Source organism: Streptomyces sp. NPDC040545 (assembly GCF_055595065.1).
Map to the genome: position 1 here is coordinate 1 of NZ_JBVIWA010000031.1, position 16,373 is coordinate 16,373.

Genomic DNA, 16,373 nt, shown 5'->3' on the forward strand with positions numbered 1-16,373 from the left:
CACTGCCCTCGATGAACCACAGGACATCGACCAAGGCCGCGGCCAGGGCGTGAGCCAGAGACGAGTACACGGGCATGAAGGCGGTCTCCCAGCAGATCATGGCAGCAGAGTCCGGCCATCCCACCACACACCACTGACATCACACTCAGTCAGCCCTCCACGGAAAGTGAGCCAGAACCCGAGTTTTGAAGTCACCGGGGTTCTTGCCAGGGCAGCATCGGGATGCTCCTGGTGAAAGGGCCTGGTCATGCCGCAGATGTCGAAGGTCGAGCTGTACGCGGCGATCCGTCGTGACCATCGCGGCGGCATGAAGATCCGGGAGATCGAGCGCAAGTACAACGTTTCGTGGCGGACGGTCCGCAAGGCCGTCGACTCGGTCTGGCCGGAGCCGAGGAAGCAGCTGCCGCCACGGCCGACGGCGCTGGATCCGTACAAGCCGCTGATCGACGGGATGCTCCAGGCGGATCTGGACGCGCCGCGCAAACAGCGGCACACGATCACGCGGATCTTCCACCGCCTGGTCGAAGAGCATGACGCGGACGTCTCCTACCAGATGGTCAGGCGCTACGTCGCCGACCGGAAGCCGCAGATCCTCGTCGAGTCGGGGAAGGCGCCGGTCGAAGCGTTCGTGCCGCAGACCCACCACCCCGGCATGGAGGCCGAGGTCGACTTCGGTGACGTGACCATCCGCCTCGCAGGCGAGCTCGTGACCTGCTATTTGTTCTCCTTCCGCCTGTCCTACTCGGGCAAGGCCGTCCATCGCGTCTTCGCGTCCTGCGGCCAGGAAGCCTTCTTCGAAGGACACGTTCACGCGCTGCGGGCGCTGGGCGGGGTCCCTCGGAGCAAGGTCCGCTACGACAACCTGAAGGCCGCCGTCGCCCGGGTGCTGGGGCTGAGCCGGGCCAGGGTGGAGGCCGACCGGTGGATCGCGTTCAGGTCGCACTTCGCGATCGAGAGTTTCTACTGCCGGCCTGGCATCGAGGGCGCCCACGAGAAGGGCGGGGTGGAGGGGCAGATCGGCTACTTCCGCCGCAACCACTTCACTCCAGTGCCCGAGGTCGACTCGTTGGCCGAGCTGAACGAACTCGTCGACCAGTGGGATCTGCACGACGGGCGACGCCGGATCGGTTCGCGGCCGCGGACCATCGACGAATACTTCGAGACCGAGCGGCCACTGCTGATGCCGCTGCCGGAAGAGTCCTTCGAGACGGGCCGGCTCTTCACTCCGAGGGTCGACCGCTACAGCCAGATCGCGGTCCGCACGAACCGCTACTCGGTGCCGGTCCGGCTGATCGGCAAGCGGGTCCGGGTCGTGCTGCACGCCTCCCACCTGGTGGTTTACGACCGAGATGTGGAAGTGGCCCGGCACGAGCAGCTGATCGCTAAGGGCGGCTGCCGCCTGGATCTGGACCACTACCTCGAGGCCCTGATCCGCAAACCGGGTGCCTTCCCCGGCGCTACCGCTCTCGAACAGGCCCGCTCCGCGGGCAAGTTCACCCCGGTCCATGACGCCTGGTGGGCCGCGGCGGTCAAGGCCCACGGAGACACCGCCGGCACGAGGGCACTGATCGAGGTGCTGCTGCTGGGCCGCCACGTCTCTCACGAACATCTCGTCGCCGGGCTGGCCACCGCCCTGCGGGCCGGAGCTCTGACCGCGGACGCGGTCGCGCTGGAGGCCCGCAAGGCCGCCCAGTCGGAGGACGAGCCGGCCGGACTCGCGTCGTCGGCCGGAGCTGCCGGTGAGGCGACGGTGACGTTTCTGCACGAGTGGCGGCTCGCGCACCTTCCCCCCGACACCAGGCCCCTGCCCTCGGTGACCCACTACGACCAGTTGCTCCGACGCCGTCGCGCCAGCGGCGGTGAACACCGCGAGGGAGAAGCACAGTGACCCTGCCCCGCCAGCGAGGATTGACCGAGCAGGCCGCCAACACGGCCATCGACACCGCCTGCCGCCTGCTGCGGCTTCCGTTGATCAGGAACGTTCTCTAGCCGGTCTGTTTGTGTTGCTGCAGGACTCGTCCTCAGCTGTGGTCGTCGTGGGCTGGCCGCCCTCTGCCACTGAATCGAGGCAACCAGAGGTCAGTCGATCACCATGGCCCAAAGCTCAAGCTCCGAGCCGTCTTGATCCATCAAGGTGTCGACGACGGCCATATCGAACCGGCGGACCATGGCCAGGCTGGCCTTGTTGCGGACGTCGATCTTGGCCAAGACGAGAACCGGTTCTTCGGGTTCCGACCTCTTGATCGTGGAGAGTGCATGCTCGAAGGAGCTGTCGGCGACCTTGCGATCGGTTCTGCGGTGGTCCAGCGACACTGCCAGCGCCATGATCAGCCTCTGCGGGCCCTCATATGACACGAGGGAACAGCGCGCGTGGGCATAGGCAGCAACGACCCCGCCGTTTTCGGGCAGAATCCAGAGCTGTTGGTCGTCCTCGGCACTCTTGCCGGTGCTCGTGATGGCATCAGCCCGGAACCAAGCTTGGACCTGACGTTCCCACGGCAAGGGATGCTGCAGTGCTCGCCCACGGGCGCCTGTTTTGGGCTTCGGAGTGCAGGTGAAGCCCTTGAGGAGTTCTCGATCGTGTTTGGTGGCGCGTCGCCAGTCGAGTGCAGTCACTCCGCCGGCGCCACGGTCCGACGAGGGATGGAGCCTTCGGCCAAGCGCCGCTCCAGCGTCTCGCGGGTCTCGGCCGGCAAGGGAGCCTTCATCGAGGTCTCGTATTTGGCTCCCTGAGACCGATCACGCTTGGCGACTTCCCTGTTGCTCAGGAAGGCGTCGATCGCAGCCTTGCGAAAGGCCGCACCCTGCTCAACCCGCGTCTTGGCTCGCCGCGCCTTGCGGCGACGGTCGCCCAGCAGAGCCCGAACCTCAGCGATGGACTTGCCAGCCGAACGCGCCATCGCGGCGCGAGCAAGCGCGTCCTGATTCTCCTTCTGGGCAGCCTTGCCCTTGGAACGCTTCGGCTCTGTAACCGCACGCGTTCCGCGCTCGCCCTCGGCCTTGCGTTCCATGGATGGAGCATACCCAGATGGGGGATGAAGGCACCGGCTCGTTCCTTATGAGATCGCGCCGTCGGCCGCGCCGCTGCGGGCCCGGTTGCTGAGGATGAATCATCGTTCAGAGAATCTGTCCCTTGTGTCCCTTCGGCCTCTGGCAGGGTGCGGCAGGGATACGACTCCGAGGGCGACATCCCGGGCGGCGACGGCTTCGTCACGTTCCGCTAGCGCCTGGGTCCGCTCGGTGGCGAGTTGTTCGATCATGACGGAGTAGGTCTGGACGAGGTCGGTCAGCTTGCGTTTCTCCTCTCTCACTTTGGCCAAGGCTTTACGGAGCTTGTCGATCTCACGCCTCCCCGCGGCCTCCTTCTCCGGTTCGCGCTGGGCGGCCTTGAACTCCGCCTGGTACTTCGCCATCAGCCGGATGGGATATTTGTGGGTGAGGATCCAGCGCTTGACCTGAGCTTCTCTGGCGAGGTCGAGGATGGTCAGCTTGCCCTGCGAGTGCAGCGGGGTGCCGGCGAGAAGCCGGTCTGCGGCTGCCTGCAGCTTCACCTGCAGGTCCTCGGGCGGCTCCGGTTCGGCGCCGTTCATGCGGAGGGCCTGGTGTGGTCGTCGATGATCTTCTCGAGGTAAGTGAGACGTTGGCGTTCGCGCCGGAGGCGGATCGGCGGGCTGGCCTCGTCGTCGACGGTCACCCTGAGCCGGTCCGCTTCAGCCCGGAGCTCGTCGATGTTCTCCTCGGTGCGGACGATGTTGAGGCAGCCCGGTCGGCAGTCATCGACGTCGGGTGTGTAGCGGGCGTCGTCGAGCCCGGGGCCGAGCTCGCATAGTGCGGTCGCGGCGGCGAAGACGCAGGTCATGCCCTTGCCTGGATAGATCTGGAGGGACGGGTTCGCCATGACGTGGCGAGCTTCCTTCCCGGTCCGAAGGACTCGGCCGGCGAACTTCTGGCAGCCGCCGGTGACGCGGGAGCGGTAGGCGTCGGCGGCCGGCCCGCTGACCTTCTCGTCGTTCTTGAGCCGCCGGTCGGCTTCTTCGAGCTCGTCGAGGCGGGCCAGCCACCGTTCGAAGGCCATGTCGTCGGGGAAGCCGGATGCGTAGGTCCCTGCGTAACCCTGGGTGATCTGGACCTGCAGGTGCCCGTACTGAATCGCCGCGGCGACCAGCCCCCGCGGCCGGCGGCAGACGAACCATGCGAGGGTGCGGCGGAACCTTCGGGCCGTGATGCGGTGGCTGTCGATGGGAATGGCGTCGTTGCGGCCGTTCTCCTTGCAGTAGGTGTTCACCCAGGCCACGAAGTCGTTGAGGTCGTCGTTGACCGGGGAGAAGCTGCGGGACTTGCCCTTGCGCTGGTTCGGGATCAGCAGCGAGGGCGGGAAGAGCATGTCGGCGTCGTGGAGCCGTTCCTGAACGCTGACGGCCAGGGCGACGACTTCCGCAGCGATCCAGGGATCGTCTCGGTGCTGGCCTTCGGGGATCTTGGCGCCGTTCTCATCGACGGCGCCCTTCCACTTCAGGCCTTTGATTTCCCAGAGCTGGGTCGCTTTGCTGCGGCTGGCGCAACCGCGCCGGAGGTTGAGAGCCTCACCGGGCCGCATGCCGGTCAGGTAGCAGATGACGATGAAGCAGGCGGTGCTAAGCATCCTGGTCAGGGTGCGGGCCTCCCGGTTGCGGAATCGCTCCATCCACGGTTTCCCGTCGAGCTGCCCGGTGGGCTGGACTGCGAGGAAGTCACCGAGGGCGATGGGGAGGCCGGAGGCTCGGAATCGCTGGTCGTGGCCTCCATGGTTCTTGAGACCGTTGCTGGTGCAGTCCAGCAGCTTGCCGAGGTAGGGCCAGTCCAGCTCGAGAGCGCCGTCGGCTCCGATCCGGCCGGGCAGCGGGCGTCCCGTGCGGTGGAACTCTGCGATGAGTGCGTCGACGTGAGGAGCCAGACTGCCCCGGCCTCCTGTGCGGAGGTCCCGCAGGGCGGTGCGGCCGCGCTGGCTGAAGCGGCCGGGATGCAGTCCGGCCAGCGGTCTGGCCTCGTCCATGACGGCCACCAGGTCGTCGCCGAAGTCCTGGACGAATCGCAGGGCCCAGAACAGCGTCATCGCCATCGTGGCCTCGGGGATCCGCGGCGTGCGGTTCTCGGCGCGACGTTCGGACTTGCCCAGCAGGATGCGGGAGTCCTTGCCTCCCCATGGAGGCATCTCTGGCAGGCGCCCATCAGGCGGCAGCATGTCGCGGAAGGCCCAGATCCGGCGGACGGCCTGCAAGACGTTGCAGCGGTGGTCGTGGGTCATCTCGGCGTCCTGTACCGATTCCAGGAAATGGCCGAGGTCTTCAGGGGTGACGGCGGAGACGGTCGGGAAGCCGCATTCGTCGAGCCAGGTCAGGAACGTCCGTGCGATCCGCAGCTGGGAGACCATCGTGTAGACGGCCAAGAGGCCCTCGATGCTGGCCCGACGCAGGATGACCTGGCCCTCGTCGCAGTTCAGCTCGAGCCAGATGTAGACCTTGGCGAAGTGGCGGAACCGCTCGGGCACCAGCTGGAAGTTGAGACTGACCGCGTTGAGGTGGTTCTCGAAGATCGCCGGGGACAGATTCCACCGGTCGTCGCCGAAGATCGACATCTCCGCCCGGCTGGTGCCCGGCCTGATGTCCCGGTTCAGCAGAACGGGAGAATCGGCGTCGGGCAGCATGCCCGGTTTGACGGCGACCCGTACGAAGGCTTGCGATGTCATCGCTGGTCCAGCTCTCCTTCCAGCAGCCGGCGGACCAGGTCCCGGTCCGCGTCGGTGATCTTCGTCCGGGCTCTGGCAACCGCCGCGTTGCCCGCCTTGTCCAGAAGGTCCTCGAGCTGGTGAAAGGGAAACGCGAAGCGCTCGGCCCAGCGAAGGGCCGTCATCTGCGTTCGCCGTTCGGCGATCATGTCGCGGGCCGCGATCTGGACGGGCAGGTGATGCGGCATCGCGCGAGCGCATCCGCAGTCGAGGCATTTCAGGAATGAGGCCCTGCAGGGCTCGCCAGGCGGGCTGTGATCGCTGGCGAGGTTGTCGGTGCAGGCGGCAAGGACGGTGTCGGCGTCTCTGGCGATCAGCAACCGCATCATCGCGGGCGTGACTCCGAACCGCTTGGCGGTCTTCTCCAGGTCCTTGGCCGCGTCGGCGAGGTCGGCCTCCGAGAGACGGCGGATGCCGCCCACGGTCTGGGCCTTGATGACCTCCTTCTCCAGGACGTCCGCGACGAGCTTCTGGTACTCACGCGTGCTGGACTTGTCGCGCCGCAGGTAGGTGTCGGCGAGGGTCTGCTTGGTGTGGGCGACAGGCTTCTGTTCCCTGGCGCCGTGGGTGACCCGCATCCGGCCGACTCCGACGATCAACGGGACGGGAACCGGCTTGCCCTCCTCGTCCTTGCCCATCTCTTCAGCGAACAGCCCGAAGCCGGCTCCCCACTCGCCGACGGCCGCGTCCGGAAGTCGGTCGCGGAAACCCCGGCCGGGCTTGTTGCGGAGGTTGCGGGTGGTGTCCTTGGCGACCCCGGTTCCGCCGGCCTTGGGGACCCAGTAGACGAGGAGCCTGTCGCTGCCCATGATGCGGCGGGCCGAGGAGGCGAGGTCCCAGGCCAGCATGTAGAGGCCGAAGGGTGTGTGGAGCTCGTCGCGGGCCGACAGTTCGCCTTCCACGCCCGGGGCGGAGGCCCAGGTCGGCAGGTTGCTGAGGGCGGCTGTCATGTAGCGGAGTCGGCCGCGGCGGGGCTTGCTCAGGTCGACCTGGGCCGTGGCCACCGGCCCGGCGCCGCCGTCGGTGCGGTGATGGGCGGCCGGAGCCATGATGACCGTTGACCCGTTCTCGCCCGTCAGCCTCACCAGCAGCAGCGTGATCGCGCAAACCTCTGCCCGGGTCAGATGGACGGCGCTGGTCAGGGAGACCACGGTGCCGTGCTTCACGGCCCAGGGCGCCAGCCCGTTTCCCTTCGTGTTTCGGGGCAGTCTCGTAGCCCGCCGGATTGAACCACTTCACGTCACGGTCCCGCGTGGCCTTCGGCGCCGTCACCGCCTTCTCGGCCTGACTGCCATCCCACCGCCTGCCGCGGGTGCGACGGAACCGGATCGGGTTGCGAACGCCGTACTCGTCGCCCGCCCACCGGTAGAACAACTTCACGTTGGTCAGGTTGTCCCCATAGGTCCCCGGCGCCACAAGTTGCTCGTTGCGCTCATCGAGCATCCGCCAGACCTTGAACGCCTTCTCCGCCTCGTGATCAGCGTCGTCCCAGGACTGGCCGTAGGCCCACAGAAAGCTCAGCCAGACCACCATGCTGTACGCGTACTTCCGCCACGTCGTCGGCTCCAGCCCGGCGATCTCATCGCTCTCGAACCAGCGGTTCACCCGCAGATCCGGAACCCCCAGCGGATCCAGAAGGAAGGGCCTCCCCTGTCTTCCTGACCGTACGGCAGCACGCTCAAGGACATCCGCGTGTTGCAACACGAGCGGATCGCTGCAAACGCGGGCCACGTCCGGCGCCTGCCCATGAAAGAAGACCCTCCACCTCACGGGCCGATCTTGCCGATGGGAAACCTCTGCACCGAGTCACGAGCCCAATCTTCACCCGAACGGGATAGCGGCACCGCAGTTATTGGATACCTATGCATCCATCGGAATCCTGTTCGAGAAAAAACGTAGTCCAGTCTTGGCATATGCCTCGCGAAGGTGTGCACTGGAGTAATGGCAACGACATTCCGACTCACCAAACCGACCCTGGCAGTCCTGAAGTCCCTACTGGCCAGCACACCCGACGACCCCCCATGGGGGCTGCGCATCAGCGCCGAAGCAGATCTGAACCCCAGCTCGACCTACGGAGTTCTTGAGCGTCTTGCCGAAGGCAGCTGGGTGACCTCATGGCAGGAGACGGACCCGCATCCGGGACGCCCACCGCGCGTCTTCTACGCACTCACCGATCTGGGAAAGGAGCTTGCCGATCAGGCCATGAAGACCCGCGAGGTCAAGCGTCAACGCCTCGTCGCACGAATCCATCATCTTGTGCCGGGAGGCAGCCCGTGAGTCCATCGCACCCGCCTTCACCGTCAGCATCCAGTCGACTCCTCATCATCACATTGTGTTGTTTCCTCAACATGGCGGCCCTGAATGCCGCTCTCATCGCTCAGCAGAAACCGCAACCCCCGGCCTGGCTCTTTGTGCTGATCATGGCGCTGTCCGCAGCAACGCTCGTGCTGATGGTGACAGTCACCAAGCGTCACCTTCCCGCACTGAGGCGCCGCTGGTCGATTGATTCGATGACCGCCTCCACCATCCACTTCGCCTCTGTCGTAGCAGCAACACGGGGAACTCCGCAGCGGACGGATTTTGCTCAGAAGTGGACACACTTCCTGGAAGGTGATCCCGAGCTCGGAATCCAGTTCTCGGGGCGCGAACGTCTTCAGCTCGCCTTCCGTGCGATCGGATTCGGCATCAACCTCCGCACCCGACCCGTGCGTGAGATCGCTTGGCGCCCACTTGACTGGATCCTGATCGCCAACAAACGCACCAACTCGTTCATCGGTGCAGTTGACGCAGGAATGATCCTCTACCTCTGGAGCGGGCACGGATTTTCGGAAACGCTGCTCCATGCCCCTCACACGATCTTGATCGTGACGGGTGCCCTGTACGGCCTGGCCCACTACTTGCGCAAGGTCCGCGGCGTGGCGCTCATGACGAGCCGCTGGAAGCGCCGCAAGTAAGCAAGCTTTCACATTCAATTAGATAGCCTAATCAATTCACTTGAAGTCGAAGGCGACGCGACTCGGACGGGTTCGCAGACCCTTCGGCTTCCGCTTTCTGGGGCAACACATACCCCCAACAACACGAGAGTCGCCAATGAAGCTTTGAGTTCGCCGACATCGCCGACCGGGCGATGAAGGACCAGATGACCTACCGCGGCTTCCTCGCCGAACTCCTGATGGCCGAGTGCGACGACCGGGCCCGGCGCCGTTCGGAACGACGGATCAAGGCGGCCGGCTTCCCCCGGGACAAGTCCCTGCGGACCTTCGACTTCGACGCGAACCCCAACATCGACGCGGCCGCCATCCACACCCTCGCCAGCTGCGAGTGGATCAAGAAGAGCCAGCCGCTCTGCCTGATCGGCGACTCCGGGACCGGCAAGTCCCACATGCTGATCGCGCTCGGCACCGAGGCCGCCATGGCCGGCTACCGGGTCAAGTACGTGCTGGCGACCAAGCTGGTCAACGAGCTCGTCGAGGCAGCCGACGAGAAGCAGCTGACCAAGACGATCGCCCGCTACGGCCGCGTCGACCTGCTCTGTATTGATGAGCTCGGCTACATGGAACTCGACCGCCGCGGCGCCGAACTCCTCTTCCAGGTTCTGACCGAACGCGAGGAGAAGAACAGCGTCGCCATCGCCTCCAACGAGTCCTTCGGCGGCTGGACCAAGACCTTCACCGACCCCCGCCTCTGCGCGGCCATCGTCGACCGCCTCACCTTCAACGGCACCATCATCGAAACCGGCACCGACTCCTACCGGCTCGCCAGCACCCGAGCCCGCGCCGAGCACGCTGAAGCCAGCTGACGGGAGCCCCCTGCTGGTCCGCTGCCCAAAGGCAGCGGACCAGCCAAGCCTCATGACCTGCTTCATTCTCCGAGTGCGAACGACGCCCGTTCTTGCCACTTCACGCCGTCGTGCACCATGAGTTCAACCGACGAGACGTGAGACGTGAACGGGAGCCTTCCGGCGAGGTCAGCCTCGATCTCCTCCAAGACGGCGTCTTCCTGCCCTTGAGCGATGGTCAGGTGCGGCACGATCTCGGCGAACCGGCCGCCATACGGCGGAGCCTCAGGCCAACGATCAGCGATCGCCTCCGTGAGCTGCCGCAACTGCGTGTCAGGCTCGGGAACGAGATACAGCACTTCCGGGAGCCGTCCACATCTCTCGAACCGCAGGTCAAAGGCCTGATGGCTGCCCAGCACGTCCGCGAGAGCGGAGTAGACGAGCGCATCTATTCGGCTCTCGTCGAGGAACGGGAAGAGCACGGTGACGTGGGCTGGGACCCCGGCCTGGGCTGAGGGGTCGAGCCGTTCACGCCACCCACGGACGGCCGGCTCCGCCTCCGGGATCCGGACGATGAGCCCCGTCTGGCCCGCCTGAAACGCACTGGTGCTGTCACCTGCCATGACACCGCATGGTGTCATCTCTGCCGCAGACAGCACGGCTCCTTTTCCGCGGAACGATCACGACGATCTGCGAAGCAGGTCTACGAGCGGGACGCCCACGACGCTGCCGCTGCCGCTATTTCCCGTGAACATCCAGAGTGCAGATGATCACTGAACGCCGCCGGAACCCACGAACAAACGCTGTCGGTTGAAGTGAACGAAGCCAACCGGTGAAATCCGCAACAACATGTTCGACGAGATCCTCCCCACCGACGACCACACGTTCGAACCGACCGGCGACTTCCTCTAAGGTCCTGTGAAACGAGACCCGTCGCCAGCTTTCCAGCGGCGGGCGCTGGCTCAGGGCCCGTGGACGGGGCGGGACTGCCTGTCCGGGAAGGGTGACTACTGGGGCTGGAATCCCGAGACCATCGCCAGTGAGGCGAGCAGGGACAGGTGGGCGACGGCAAGGAGCACCCACTCAGCGGGGCCCAGCCGCCAGTGGCTGCGGGCCGTCAGTCGCCATTCGTACGCTGCGGATCCGAGGGCGAGCACGAACAGGGGTGCCCAGAGGACGATCCACCAGGACCAGACATCGGTGAGGCGAAGCACGGCGGCCAGCACACCGAACGCCGCTGCGGTAAGGAACCATCCCGGCTTCTCACTCTTGGTTGTCAGCGATGAGGCTGAAGAGGTGTTCAACGTATGTCCTCTCGGATTCGCTGTGGAGACGGACAGAGGGGGTGTGCCGCAACCGTGGCTGCGACACACCCCCTCCGTTCAGTCAGTGCTCAGTTCGAACATCACTGGAACAGCTGCCAGATGCCGTAGAGATTGGCACCCACGTTGGCGGCCTGCAACGGAGCCTTGTAGTACCAGGCCAGGCCGTTGTACCAGTTGACGAAGCTGACGAACGGCCCGGCGACGGCCTTGGCGAAGCCCGGCACCCTCTTGAGCAGCTTGATGAGCCCGTCGAACTTGCCGGTGGTGGCCGCCTCGCCGTTGGCGATCGACTGCAGCTCGGCGCGCTCGGCCGCGGTGTACTCGATGGGCGAGTTCAGCAGGGCGGTGGCCAGCGACTGGACGGCCTGGCGCTGCTCCGTTGTCGTTGCGGTGATCGAAAGAGTTGCAGGCGCGGTCGTGGCCGCCTGGGCAGCGGTGCCGCCGATTCCAAGAGCAAGTGCCGCGAGAACTGCGACGCCCCCGATGCGTATCGTGTTGCGGTTCACGTAGTCTTCCTTTGTGTGATGCACAAAGGAAGTGCGGATCCAGATCCCTGTTCGTGGAGCCGTCGGCTTGGACACTTTCGGCCCGCAATCCGGGGCCTGGCTCCGCTCCCCCGTGCGAATGGCCTTGTAGGCGCCCCTGGTTGAGTGGTCAGCCCAACCCGTTGCGTCGCTCATGAACCTAACGCACCGGTCTGATCTTGCCCAAGGGTTTGCCTCTGCGAGTCGCACGACGGGGCATCTTTCGGTCAAGATGTAGATCTGCGGAACTTTTTCCATCTACTGGGAAAACCGTTCATCACCAGCACTTTCCCTCTAGAAAGGCGACATTCCGGTTCGCCCGACGGTTTGGGATGCGACCGAAAACGCCAGGGCGTAAATCTTGAGATGCCTTCCGTAACGCCATCCGGCAGCAGGGAAGCCCCGCCATCCTGAAGTCGCAAATCATCGGGGTGGCGTGATCGCCTGTGAGCATGCTCGGGCTGGTCGCGGGCGGCAGTCTGCGCTCTTGACCGTCAGGCGGCGGTCAAGGCCGGTCTGTTCGTTTCCAGGTCGCGGGGTCGTACGGGTTCGTAGGCGCGCGGGATGACGGACATCAACGAGGTCGCCGAACGCGTTGCGGCCCGCCGGGCGGAGCTCGACGAGGAGGAGAAGCTCCGGGCCGAGCGGCTCGATGCGGTCCGTGCTGAGCGCGAGGAACTCGTGGTGGCGATGCGCGTGTGGGAACGGATGCACGCCCAGCTGAACGCCGAGAGACCGTCGGCGCAGGCAGCGACGGTGCAGGTGGGCGGGCGTGGTGTGCTGCTGGTCCCGCACCGGGAGGCGGGCGCGGGTGAGGATGCCCATGGTGAATCGTGGAACGCGTCTCCCCGCGGCATAGGATTGGATTCTTTCGACCAGCGTCCGGCGCCTCTCTTTTAGTTGACCGATTCACTAAATGCTGGGGTGTTCGAGACACGGCTAAGATTTTTTCGGCCATAGTCGAAACCGAAATGCTGCACTCCAATTTCGCGGCGGCAATGCTTTTGCTGAGACGTCGCGCCGCAATGGGTTGAGTGGATTTCTCACCGGTGGAACCGCATCATCGGCGTCAGCGGGACGCCTTACGGCGCCGGAGGACGGCGTAGCCGGCGGCACCTGCTGCGGTCAGAGCTGCGGCGCCGCCGAGCAGCCAGGGAGCCGACCGCCGGACCGCGCTCGCCTGGGGTGTGACCACCGGGTCCTGGCAGCCTGGTGCGGCGGTGTCGACCACCCTGTAGCGGGCCCAGATCTTCGCCGACTTGCCCTGCTCGTTCCAGCGCACTTCGTAGAGCCCCGGCTGCGCGTCGCACCGGATCTGAACGACGGCCGATACCAGCTTCGCACCGTGCATCACCACCGACCGCGTGAAGGCGGGAGACGACAGAGTGACCTCCCCGTCACTTGCCATCGCGACGCCGTCCGACGCCGTCATCCGCTCCCCGGGCCGCACGGAACGCACGTCCCACGGTGTCGCCGGCCATCCAATGTCCTCGGGCCAGTGCTCTTCCTGGGACACCGGCGGCAGTTGCGCCACCCGCCGTTCGCATGCCTCCCGTTCCGCCGCTTCAACTGGGGCCACCCGCACGCTCCCCCACAGGTGGTCGATCCCGGGCACGTTTTCTTCGCCCGCGGGTGAGGCGAACCGCACCTGGTAGGAACCGGCGGCGGCCGTGCAGGAGACCGTCACGACTGCCGTGAGGAGCCGGTCGTCCATGCGCAGGGTGCCTTCCGCCGCGAAGGCGGGGGAGACCACCCGGACACCGTTCCGGGCGGCCCCGGAGACCATCGCCTTGGTCGAAATGCTGATCCGCTCCCCCGGCGTCACAGGCAGCTCCGCACCACTGGGCATGGGCCGGGGCGGATCCGCGGCGGGCACCGCTAAGGCGCCGCCTGACACCCCGGACAGCAGCAGCGCCAGCGAGGTGGCCAGACCGACCCTCATCCAGTTCATGCTCATTTGAACCCTTTTCATTTCCGTTGACGATCTTTCAAACCGCTGCATAGTCTGCCCCCTCGTCGAACTGGCGGACTATTACGTCTCGTTTTCCGCGTTGCCGCCTCGCTCAGGAAGTAAGTTCTTTGAGATCCAAATGGTTGACCACACTCGCTCTCAGCATCACGACCGTCGTACTCGCCGGCCCTGCCGCCATGGCCTCGGGCACTCCGACCCCGACCGCTTCGATACCGGCCTCCCCTTCCGCTTCTCCCTCCTTACCCCGGCCCCCGGCGGCATCTCCACCGCAGACCACGCCGTTACCCTCGGCGTCGCCCCCCCGAGCCACTCCCCCGCCGGCTTCCCCTTCCCCCTCCCGCTCGGTCTCTGCCGAAGAGGCGTATTGGACCGCTGAACGGATGGCTCAGGCCCAGCCCGTGGACGCACAGGCAGTGAAGCCGTCTCCAGGCTCGTCCTCGCCCTCGGCCCGAGACTCGGCCGGCGCCCCCGCAGGCACTCCCACGGCGCGACACTTCGACGGTCTGCCCATGGTCGGAACGTTCTTCTTCGACGGCCAGGCCCTCAACGGCAAGAGCACCTACTGCTCGGGGAGCGTCGTGCGGAGCAAGGGCAAGAATCTGGTGCTCACCGCCGGCCACTGCGCGAACGGCCTCAAAGGCGCAACCCACCGCATCTTCGTGCCGCAGTACCGCTACGGCCTGCCCGCCGGCACGCAGCCGTCCGGGGTCTTCCCTGTCGACGTGCTCTACAAGGACCCCCGGTATCCCGAAGGGAAGGCCACCAGAGGTCCGCTGTCCGACCTGGACTTCGCCTTCGCCGTGGTCGCACCGAACGCCAGAGGCCAGATCGAGAACGTCACAGGGGCACTGACCTTCACGCCCACCACCTCATACGATCACAACGTGACCGTCGTGGGATACCCCGACAGCGTCGAGAACAACAACACGCACAAAGCCATCACGTGCGACGTCCCCACCAGCCGGTTCTACGGCTTCCGCCAGATGAAGATGGAATGCAAGGGCTACTACGGAGGCGTCTCCGGCGGCCCATGGATCAAGGGGTACAACGCCTCGGCGCGCACCGGACAGGTGATCGGGAACGTCGGGGGCATGGGCGGTGGCGGCGACGTCGACTGGATCTCGTACTCGCCGCTCTACGGCAAGGACGCCCAGGACCTCTACAACGACGCCGACAACGGCATCGGGCCTGACAACGTCCACCGGCCCGACTACCAGCCTCCGACGGACGGCCCCGTCCTGCCCGGCAGCGGCGAGACCTGGAAGCACGCCAAGCAGATAGCCTCCGGCGACTTCTCCGGCACCGGGCACAGTGACCTGCTCGTCATCTGGACCGACGGCGAGGTCACGCTCTACCCCGGCGACGGCAACGGCGGCTTCCACCCCGAACGGCAGCTCCTGGCACCCAACGCGGGCTGGAAACCGGTCGCCACCATCACCGCCGGCGACTTCACCGGATCCAACCAGTTCGACCTCATGGTCCGCTGGGACGACGGCCGGATGACCCTCCACGGCGACGTCGGCTCCAACGGCCTCAACGGGGGAACCGAGATGGCGCCCTCCGGATCCATCTGGAGCCACGCCACCCAGATCGCCGCCGGCCGCTTCAACGCCACCACCTACGTCACCGACCTCATGGTCCGCTGGTCCGACGGCGAACTCAGCCTCTTCACCAACGTCAGCGCCGGCACCATGGGCCAGGAATACAAGCTCAAGGACCCCAACAGCACCTGGAAGGACGCCACACTGCTGACCGCGGGCCAGTACTCGGGCAACCAGAAATGGGACCTGATGGTCCGCTGGTCCAGCGGCGCGCTCAACAACTACGTCGGCACCACCACCGGCGGCCTGGGCAGCGAGCAGCCCATCCACGGCCCCAACAAGACCTGGACCCACAGCGTCATCATGACCACCGGCCAGTACACGGGCGACGGACTCACCAACGACCTCATCATCCGCTGGAGCGACGGCGAGACCACCATGTACAAGGACACCCGCATGAACAACCTCGGAACAGAAATCATGATCGCCCCACCCGCTTAGGCAGCCCAGCAGGCACGTACGTCCGCAGGCTGGCCCCTGGACGGCCTGCGGACTCTCCTCGGCCGAAGGTCAGCGCCGCAGGCCGCCGCCCACCACGGTGACCGAAACACGCTGCGCTTCCTGGCCCGGAGTAGAGAGAGTGCCGGGGATCTGGAGGACGCTGACGCCCTGGCCCGACGGGCCGACAACCTCGGTGACACGACCGCGCTGTACCGCCTTGCCAGCCACGCAGAAGTACATCGACCTCGCCAAGAAGGTCATCGACACACACTGATACCGAACCCAGGGGGGGCCAGGAGCGCAACGGCCCACACGGCCGGCCCGACCTTCGGGACCTCGCCCAGCGCTCCGGGCCCACCGTGGACAGGGAAGGGCCGCAACGCCAGGCGGGCGGCCCTTGCCCTGTAGTTCGGCGCGCTACGGGGCGGGCGTGAACTCCACGTCGGTGCCGCCGCAGCCGGCCGCGATCTCCAGCAGCCGGTCCTGCTCCAGCTCGTCCACCGCAAGGCCCCACCGCAACTTGGTCGCGGTCCACTCCGCGCCGTACCGGCACAACGCATCCGGCGCCGGCGGCAGCCACTCCGCCGGATCCTGGTCCGCCTTCTGCCGGTTCGAACGGGCCGTCACCGCCACCAGCGAAGCCGGCTGGCCCTGGTCGTTCGCGTACGCCTCACGCCTTTGTGCGGTCCCACGAACTGGCGCCAGCTGGCGGGGAGCGTCATTCCAACCCTGCGGTATTCCTCCAGCCTCGCCCTTGGTGCCCGGGACGGGTGGAGGGTCTGCAACTGGTGTCGTGTGGACGGTGCTGAGCGGGCTGGGGTGCGTGCGCCTGGCCTGCGGGACTACTGTCCGAGGGCATCGAGCCAGGCTGCCACTTCCAGAGATCGTCGCAGATCGGCTTCGAAGGCCATGGGGTTTTCCTCGGCCAGCATGCGGCGGATCATGATGGCTTCCTCGATGGTGGCCAT

15 protein-coding genes and 3 pseudogenes are annotated in these 16,373 nt (G+C 66.1%); 7 read left to right on the forward strand and 11 right to left on the reverse strand.

What is annotated here, in order from left to right; all coding sequences use genetic code 11:
* Positions 1–256 precede the first annotated feature (256 nt).
* On the forward strand, positions 257–1,888 hold the full coding sequence (gene istA / locus ACZ573_RS35715; protein WP_471312725.1) for an IS21 family transposase: 1,632 nt from the start codon (positions 257–259) through the stop codon (positions 1,886–1,888).
* Positions 1,885–1,980: pseudogene (locus tag ACZ573_RS35720) on the forward strand (IS21-like element helper ATPase IstB); the annotation flags it as partial. The gene istA and the pseudogene ACZ573_RS35720, both read left to right, overlap by 4 nt.
* Before the next feature lie 99 nt (positions 1,981–2,079).
* Here ACZ573_RS35720 and ACZ573_RS35725 read toward each other — a convergent pair.
* The 5 genes from ACZ573_RS35725 to ACZ573_RS35745 form a co-directional block, all read right to left on the reverse strand.
* Positions 2,080–2,616, reverse strand: coding sequence for a hypothetical protein (locus tag ACZ573_RS35725; RefSeq protein ID WP_471312608.1), 537 nt, complete (start codon positions 2,614–2,616; stop codon positions 2,080–2,082).
* Positions 2,613–3,011: a hypothetical protein gene (locus ACZ573_RS35730; RefSeq protein ID WP_471312610.1), complete on the reverse strand. Its 399-nt coding sequence runs from the start codon at positions 3,009–3,011 to the stop codon at positions 2,613–2,615. Before ACZ573_RS35730 ends, ACZ573_RS35725 begins: the two co-directional genes overlap by 4 nt.
* Positions 3,012–3,110: 99 nt before the next feature.
* Positions 3,111–3,590, reverse strand: coding sequence for a hypothetical protein (locus ACZ573_RS35735; protein ID WP_471312612.1), 480 nt, complete (start codon positions 3,588–3,590; stop codon positions 3,111–3,113).
* Positions 3,587–5,725, reverse strand: a complete 2,139-nt coding sequence (locus ACZ573_RS35740; protein ID WP_471312614.1) for a hypothetical protein — start codon at positions 5,723–5,725, stop codon at positions 3,587–3,589. The genes ACZ573_RS35735 and ACZ573_RS35740 overlap by 4 nt, the downstream gene beginning before the upstream one ends.
* Positions 5,722–6,930 (reverse strand): hypothetical protein, encoded by a 1,209-nt coding sequence (locus tag ACZ573_RS35745; RefSeq protein ID WP_471312616.1) that lies wholly within the window; start codon positions 6,928–6,930, stop codon positions 5,722–5,724. The genes ACZ573_RS35740 and ACZ573_RS35745 overlap by 4 nt, the downstream gene beginning before the upstream one ends.
* A 775-nt stretch (positions 6,931–7,705) precedes the next feature.
* On the opposite strand from ACZ573_RS35745, the gene ACZ573_RS35750 reads away from it, so the two are divergent.
* The 3 genes and pseudogenes from ACZ573_RS35750 to istB form a co-directional block, all read left to right on the forward strand.
* Positions 7,706–8,041: a PadR family transcriptional regulator gene (locus ACZ573_RS35750; RefSeq protein ID WP_471312618.1), complete on the forward strand. Its 336-nt coding sequence runs from the start codon at positions 7,706–7,708 to the stop codon at positions 8,039–8,041.
* A gap of 71 nt (positions 8,042–8,112) precedes the next feature.
* On the forward strand, positions 8,113–8,718 hold the full coding sequence (locus tag ACZ573_RS35755) for a hypothetical protein (protein WP_471312620.1): 606 nt from the start codon (positions 8,113–8,115) through the stop codon (positions 8,716–8,718).
* 146 nt (positions 8,719–8,864) lie between these two features.
* A pseudogene (gene istB, locus ACZ573_RS35760) lies at positions 8,865–9,563 on the forward strand (IS21-like element helper ATPase IstB); the annotation flags it as partial.
* A 62-nt stretch (positions 9,564–9,625) separates the two neighbouring features.
* On the opposite strand, the gene ACZ573_RS35765 reads toward istB, so the two are convergent.
* The 3 genes from ACZ573_RS35765 to ACZ573_RS35775 all read right to left on the reverse strand — a co-directional run bounded on the left by ACZ573_RS35765 (position 9,626) and on the right by ACZ573_RS35775 (position 11,373).
* Positions 9,626–10,165, reverse strand: coding sequence for a 2'-5' RNA ligase family protein (locus tag ACZ573_RS35765; protein WP_471312622.1), 540 nt, complete (start codon positions 10,163–10,165; stop codon positions 9,626–9,628).
* A gap of 384 nt (positions 10,166–10,549) precedes the next feature.
* A complete protein-coding gene (locus tag ACZ573_RS35770) occupies positions 10,550–10,756 on the reverse strand; it encodes a hypothetical protein (protein WP_471312624.1) in 207 nt (68 codons plus the stop codon).
* Between the two features lie 191 nt (positions 10,757–10,947).
* A complete protein-coding gene (locus ACZ573_RS35775; RefSeq protein ID WP_471312626.1) occupies positions 10,948–11,373 on the reverse strand; it encodes a hypothetical protein in 426 nt (141 codons plus the stop codon).
* A gap of 582 nt (positions 11,374–11,955) precedes the next feature.
* Between ACZ573_RS35775 and ACZ573_RS35780 the strand changes: the two genes are divergently transcribed.
* Positions 11,956–12,291: a hypothetical protein gene (locus tag ACZ573_RS35780; protein WP_471312628.1), complete on the forward strand. Its 336-nt coding sequence runs from the start codon at positions 11,956–11,958 to the stop codon at positions 12,289–12,291.
* 169 nt (positions 12,292–12,460) lie between these two features.
* Here the strand turns inward: ACZ573_RS35780 and ACZ573_RS35785 are convergent, their stop codons facing one another.
* Positions 12,461–13,342, reverse strand: coding sequence for a hypothetical protein (locus tag ACZ573_RS35785; protein WP_471312630.1), 882 nt, complete (start codon positions 13,340–13,342; stop codon positions 12,461–12,463).
* Between the two features lie 530 nt (positions 13,343–13,872).
* Between ACZ573_RS35785 and ACZ573_RS35790 the strand changes: the two genes are divergently transcribed.
* Entirely contained in the window at positions 13,873–15,405 is a 1,533-nt protein-coding gene (locus ACZ573_RS35790; protein WP_471312632.1) for a trypsin-like serine peptidase, read from the forward strand.
* Between the two features lie 69 nt (positions 15,406–15,474).
* On the opposite strand, the gene ACZ573_RS35795 is transcribed toward ACZ573_RS35790, so the two are convergent.
* Both ACZ573_RS35795 and ACZ573_RS35800 read right to left on the reverse strand, forming a co-directional pair.
* On the reverse strand, positions 15,475–15,666 hold the full coding sequence (locus ACZ573_RS35795; RefSeq protein ID WP_471312634.1) for a hypothetical protein: 192 nt from the start codon (positions 15,664–15,666) through the stop codon (positions 15,475–15,477).
* 156 nt (positions 15,667–15,822) lie between these two features.
* Positions 15,823–16,111, reverse strand: a pseudogene (locus tag ACZ573_RS35800) (HNH endonuclease); the annotation flags it as partial.
* Positions 16,112–16,373: the final 262 nt, after the last annotated feature.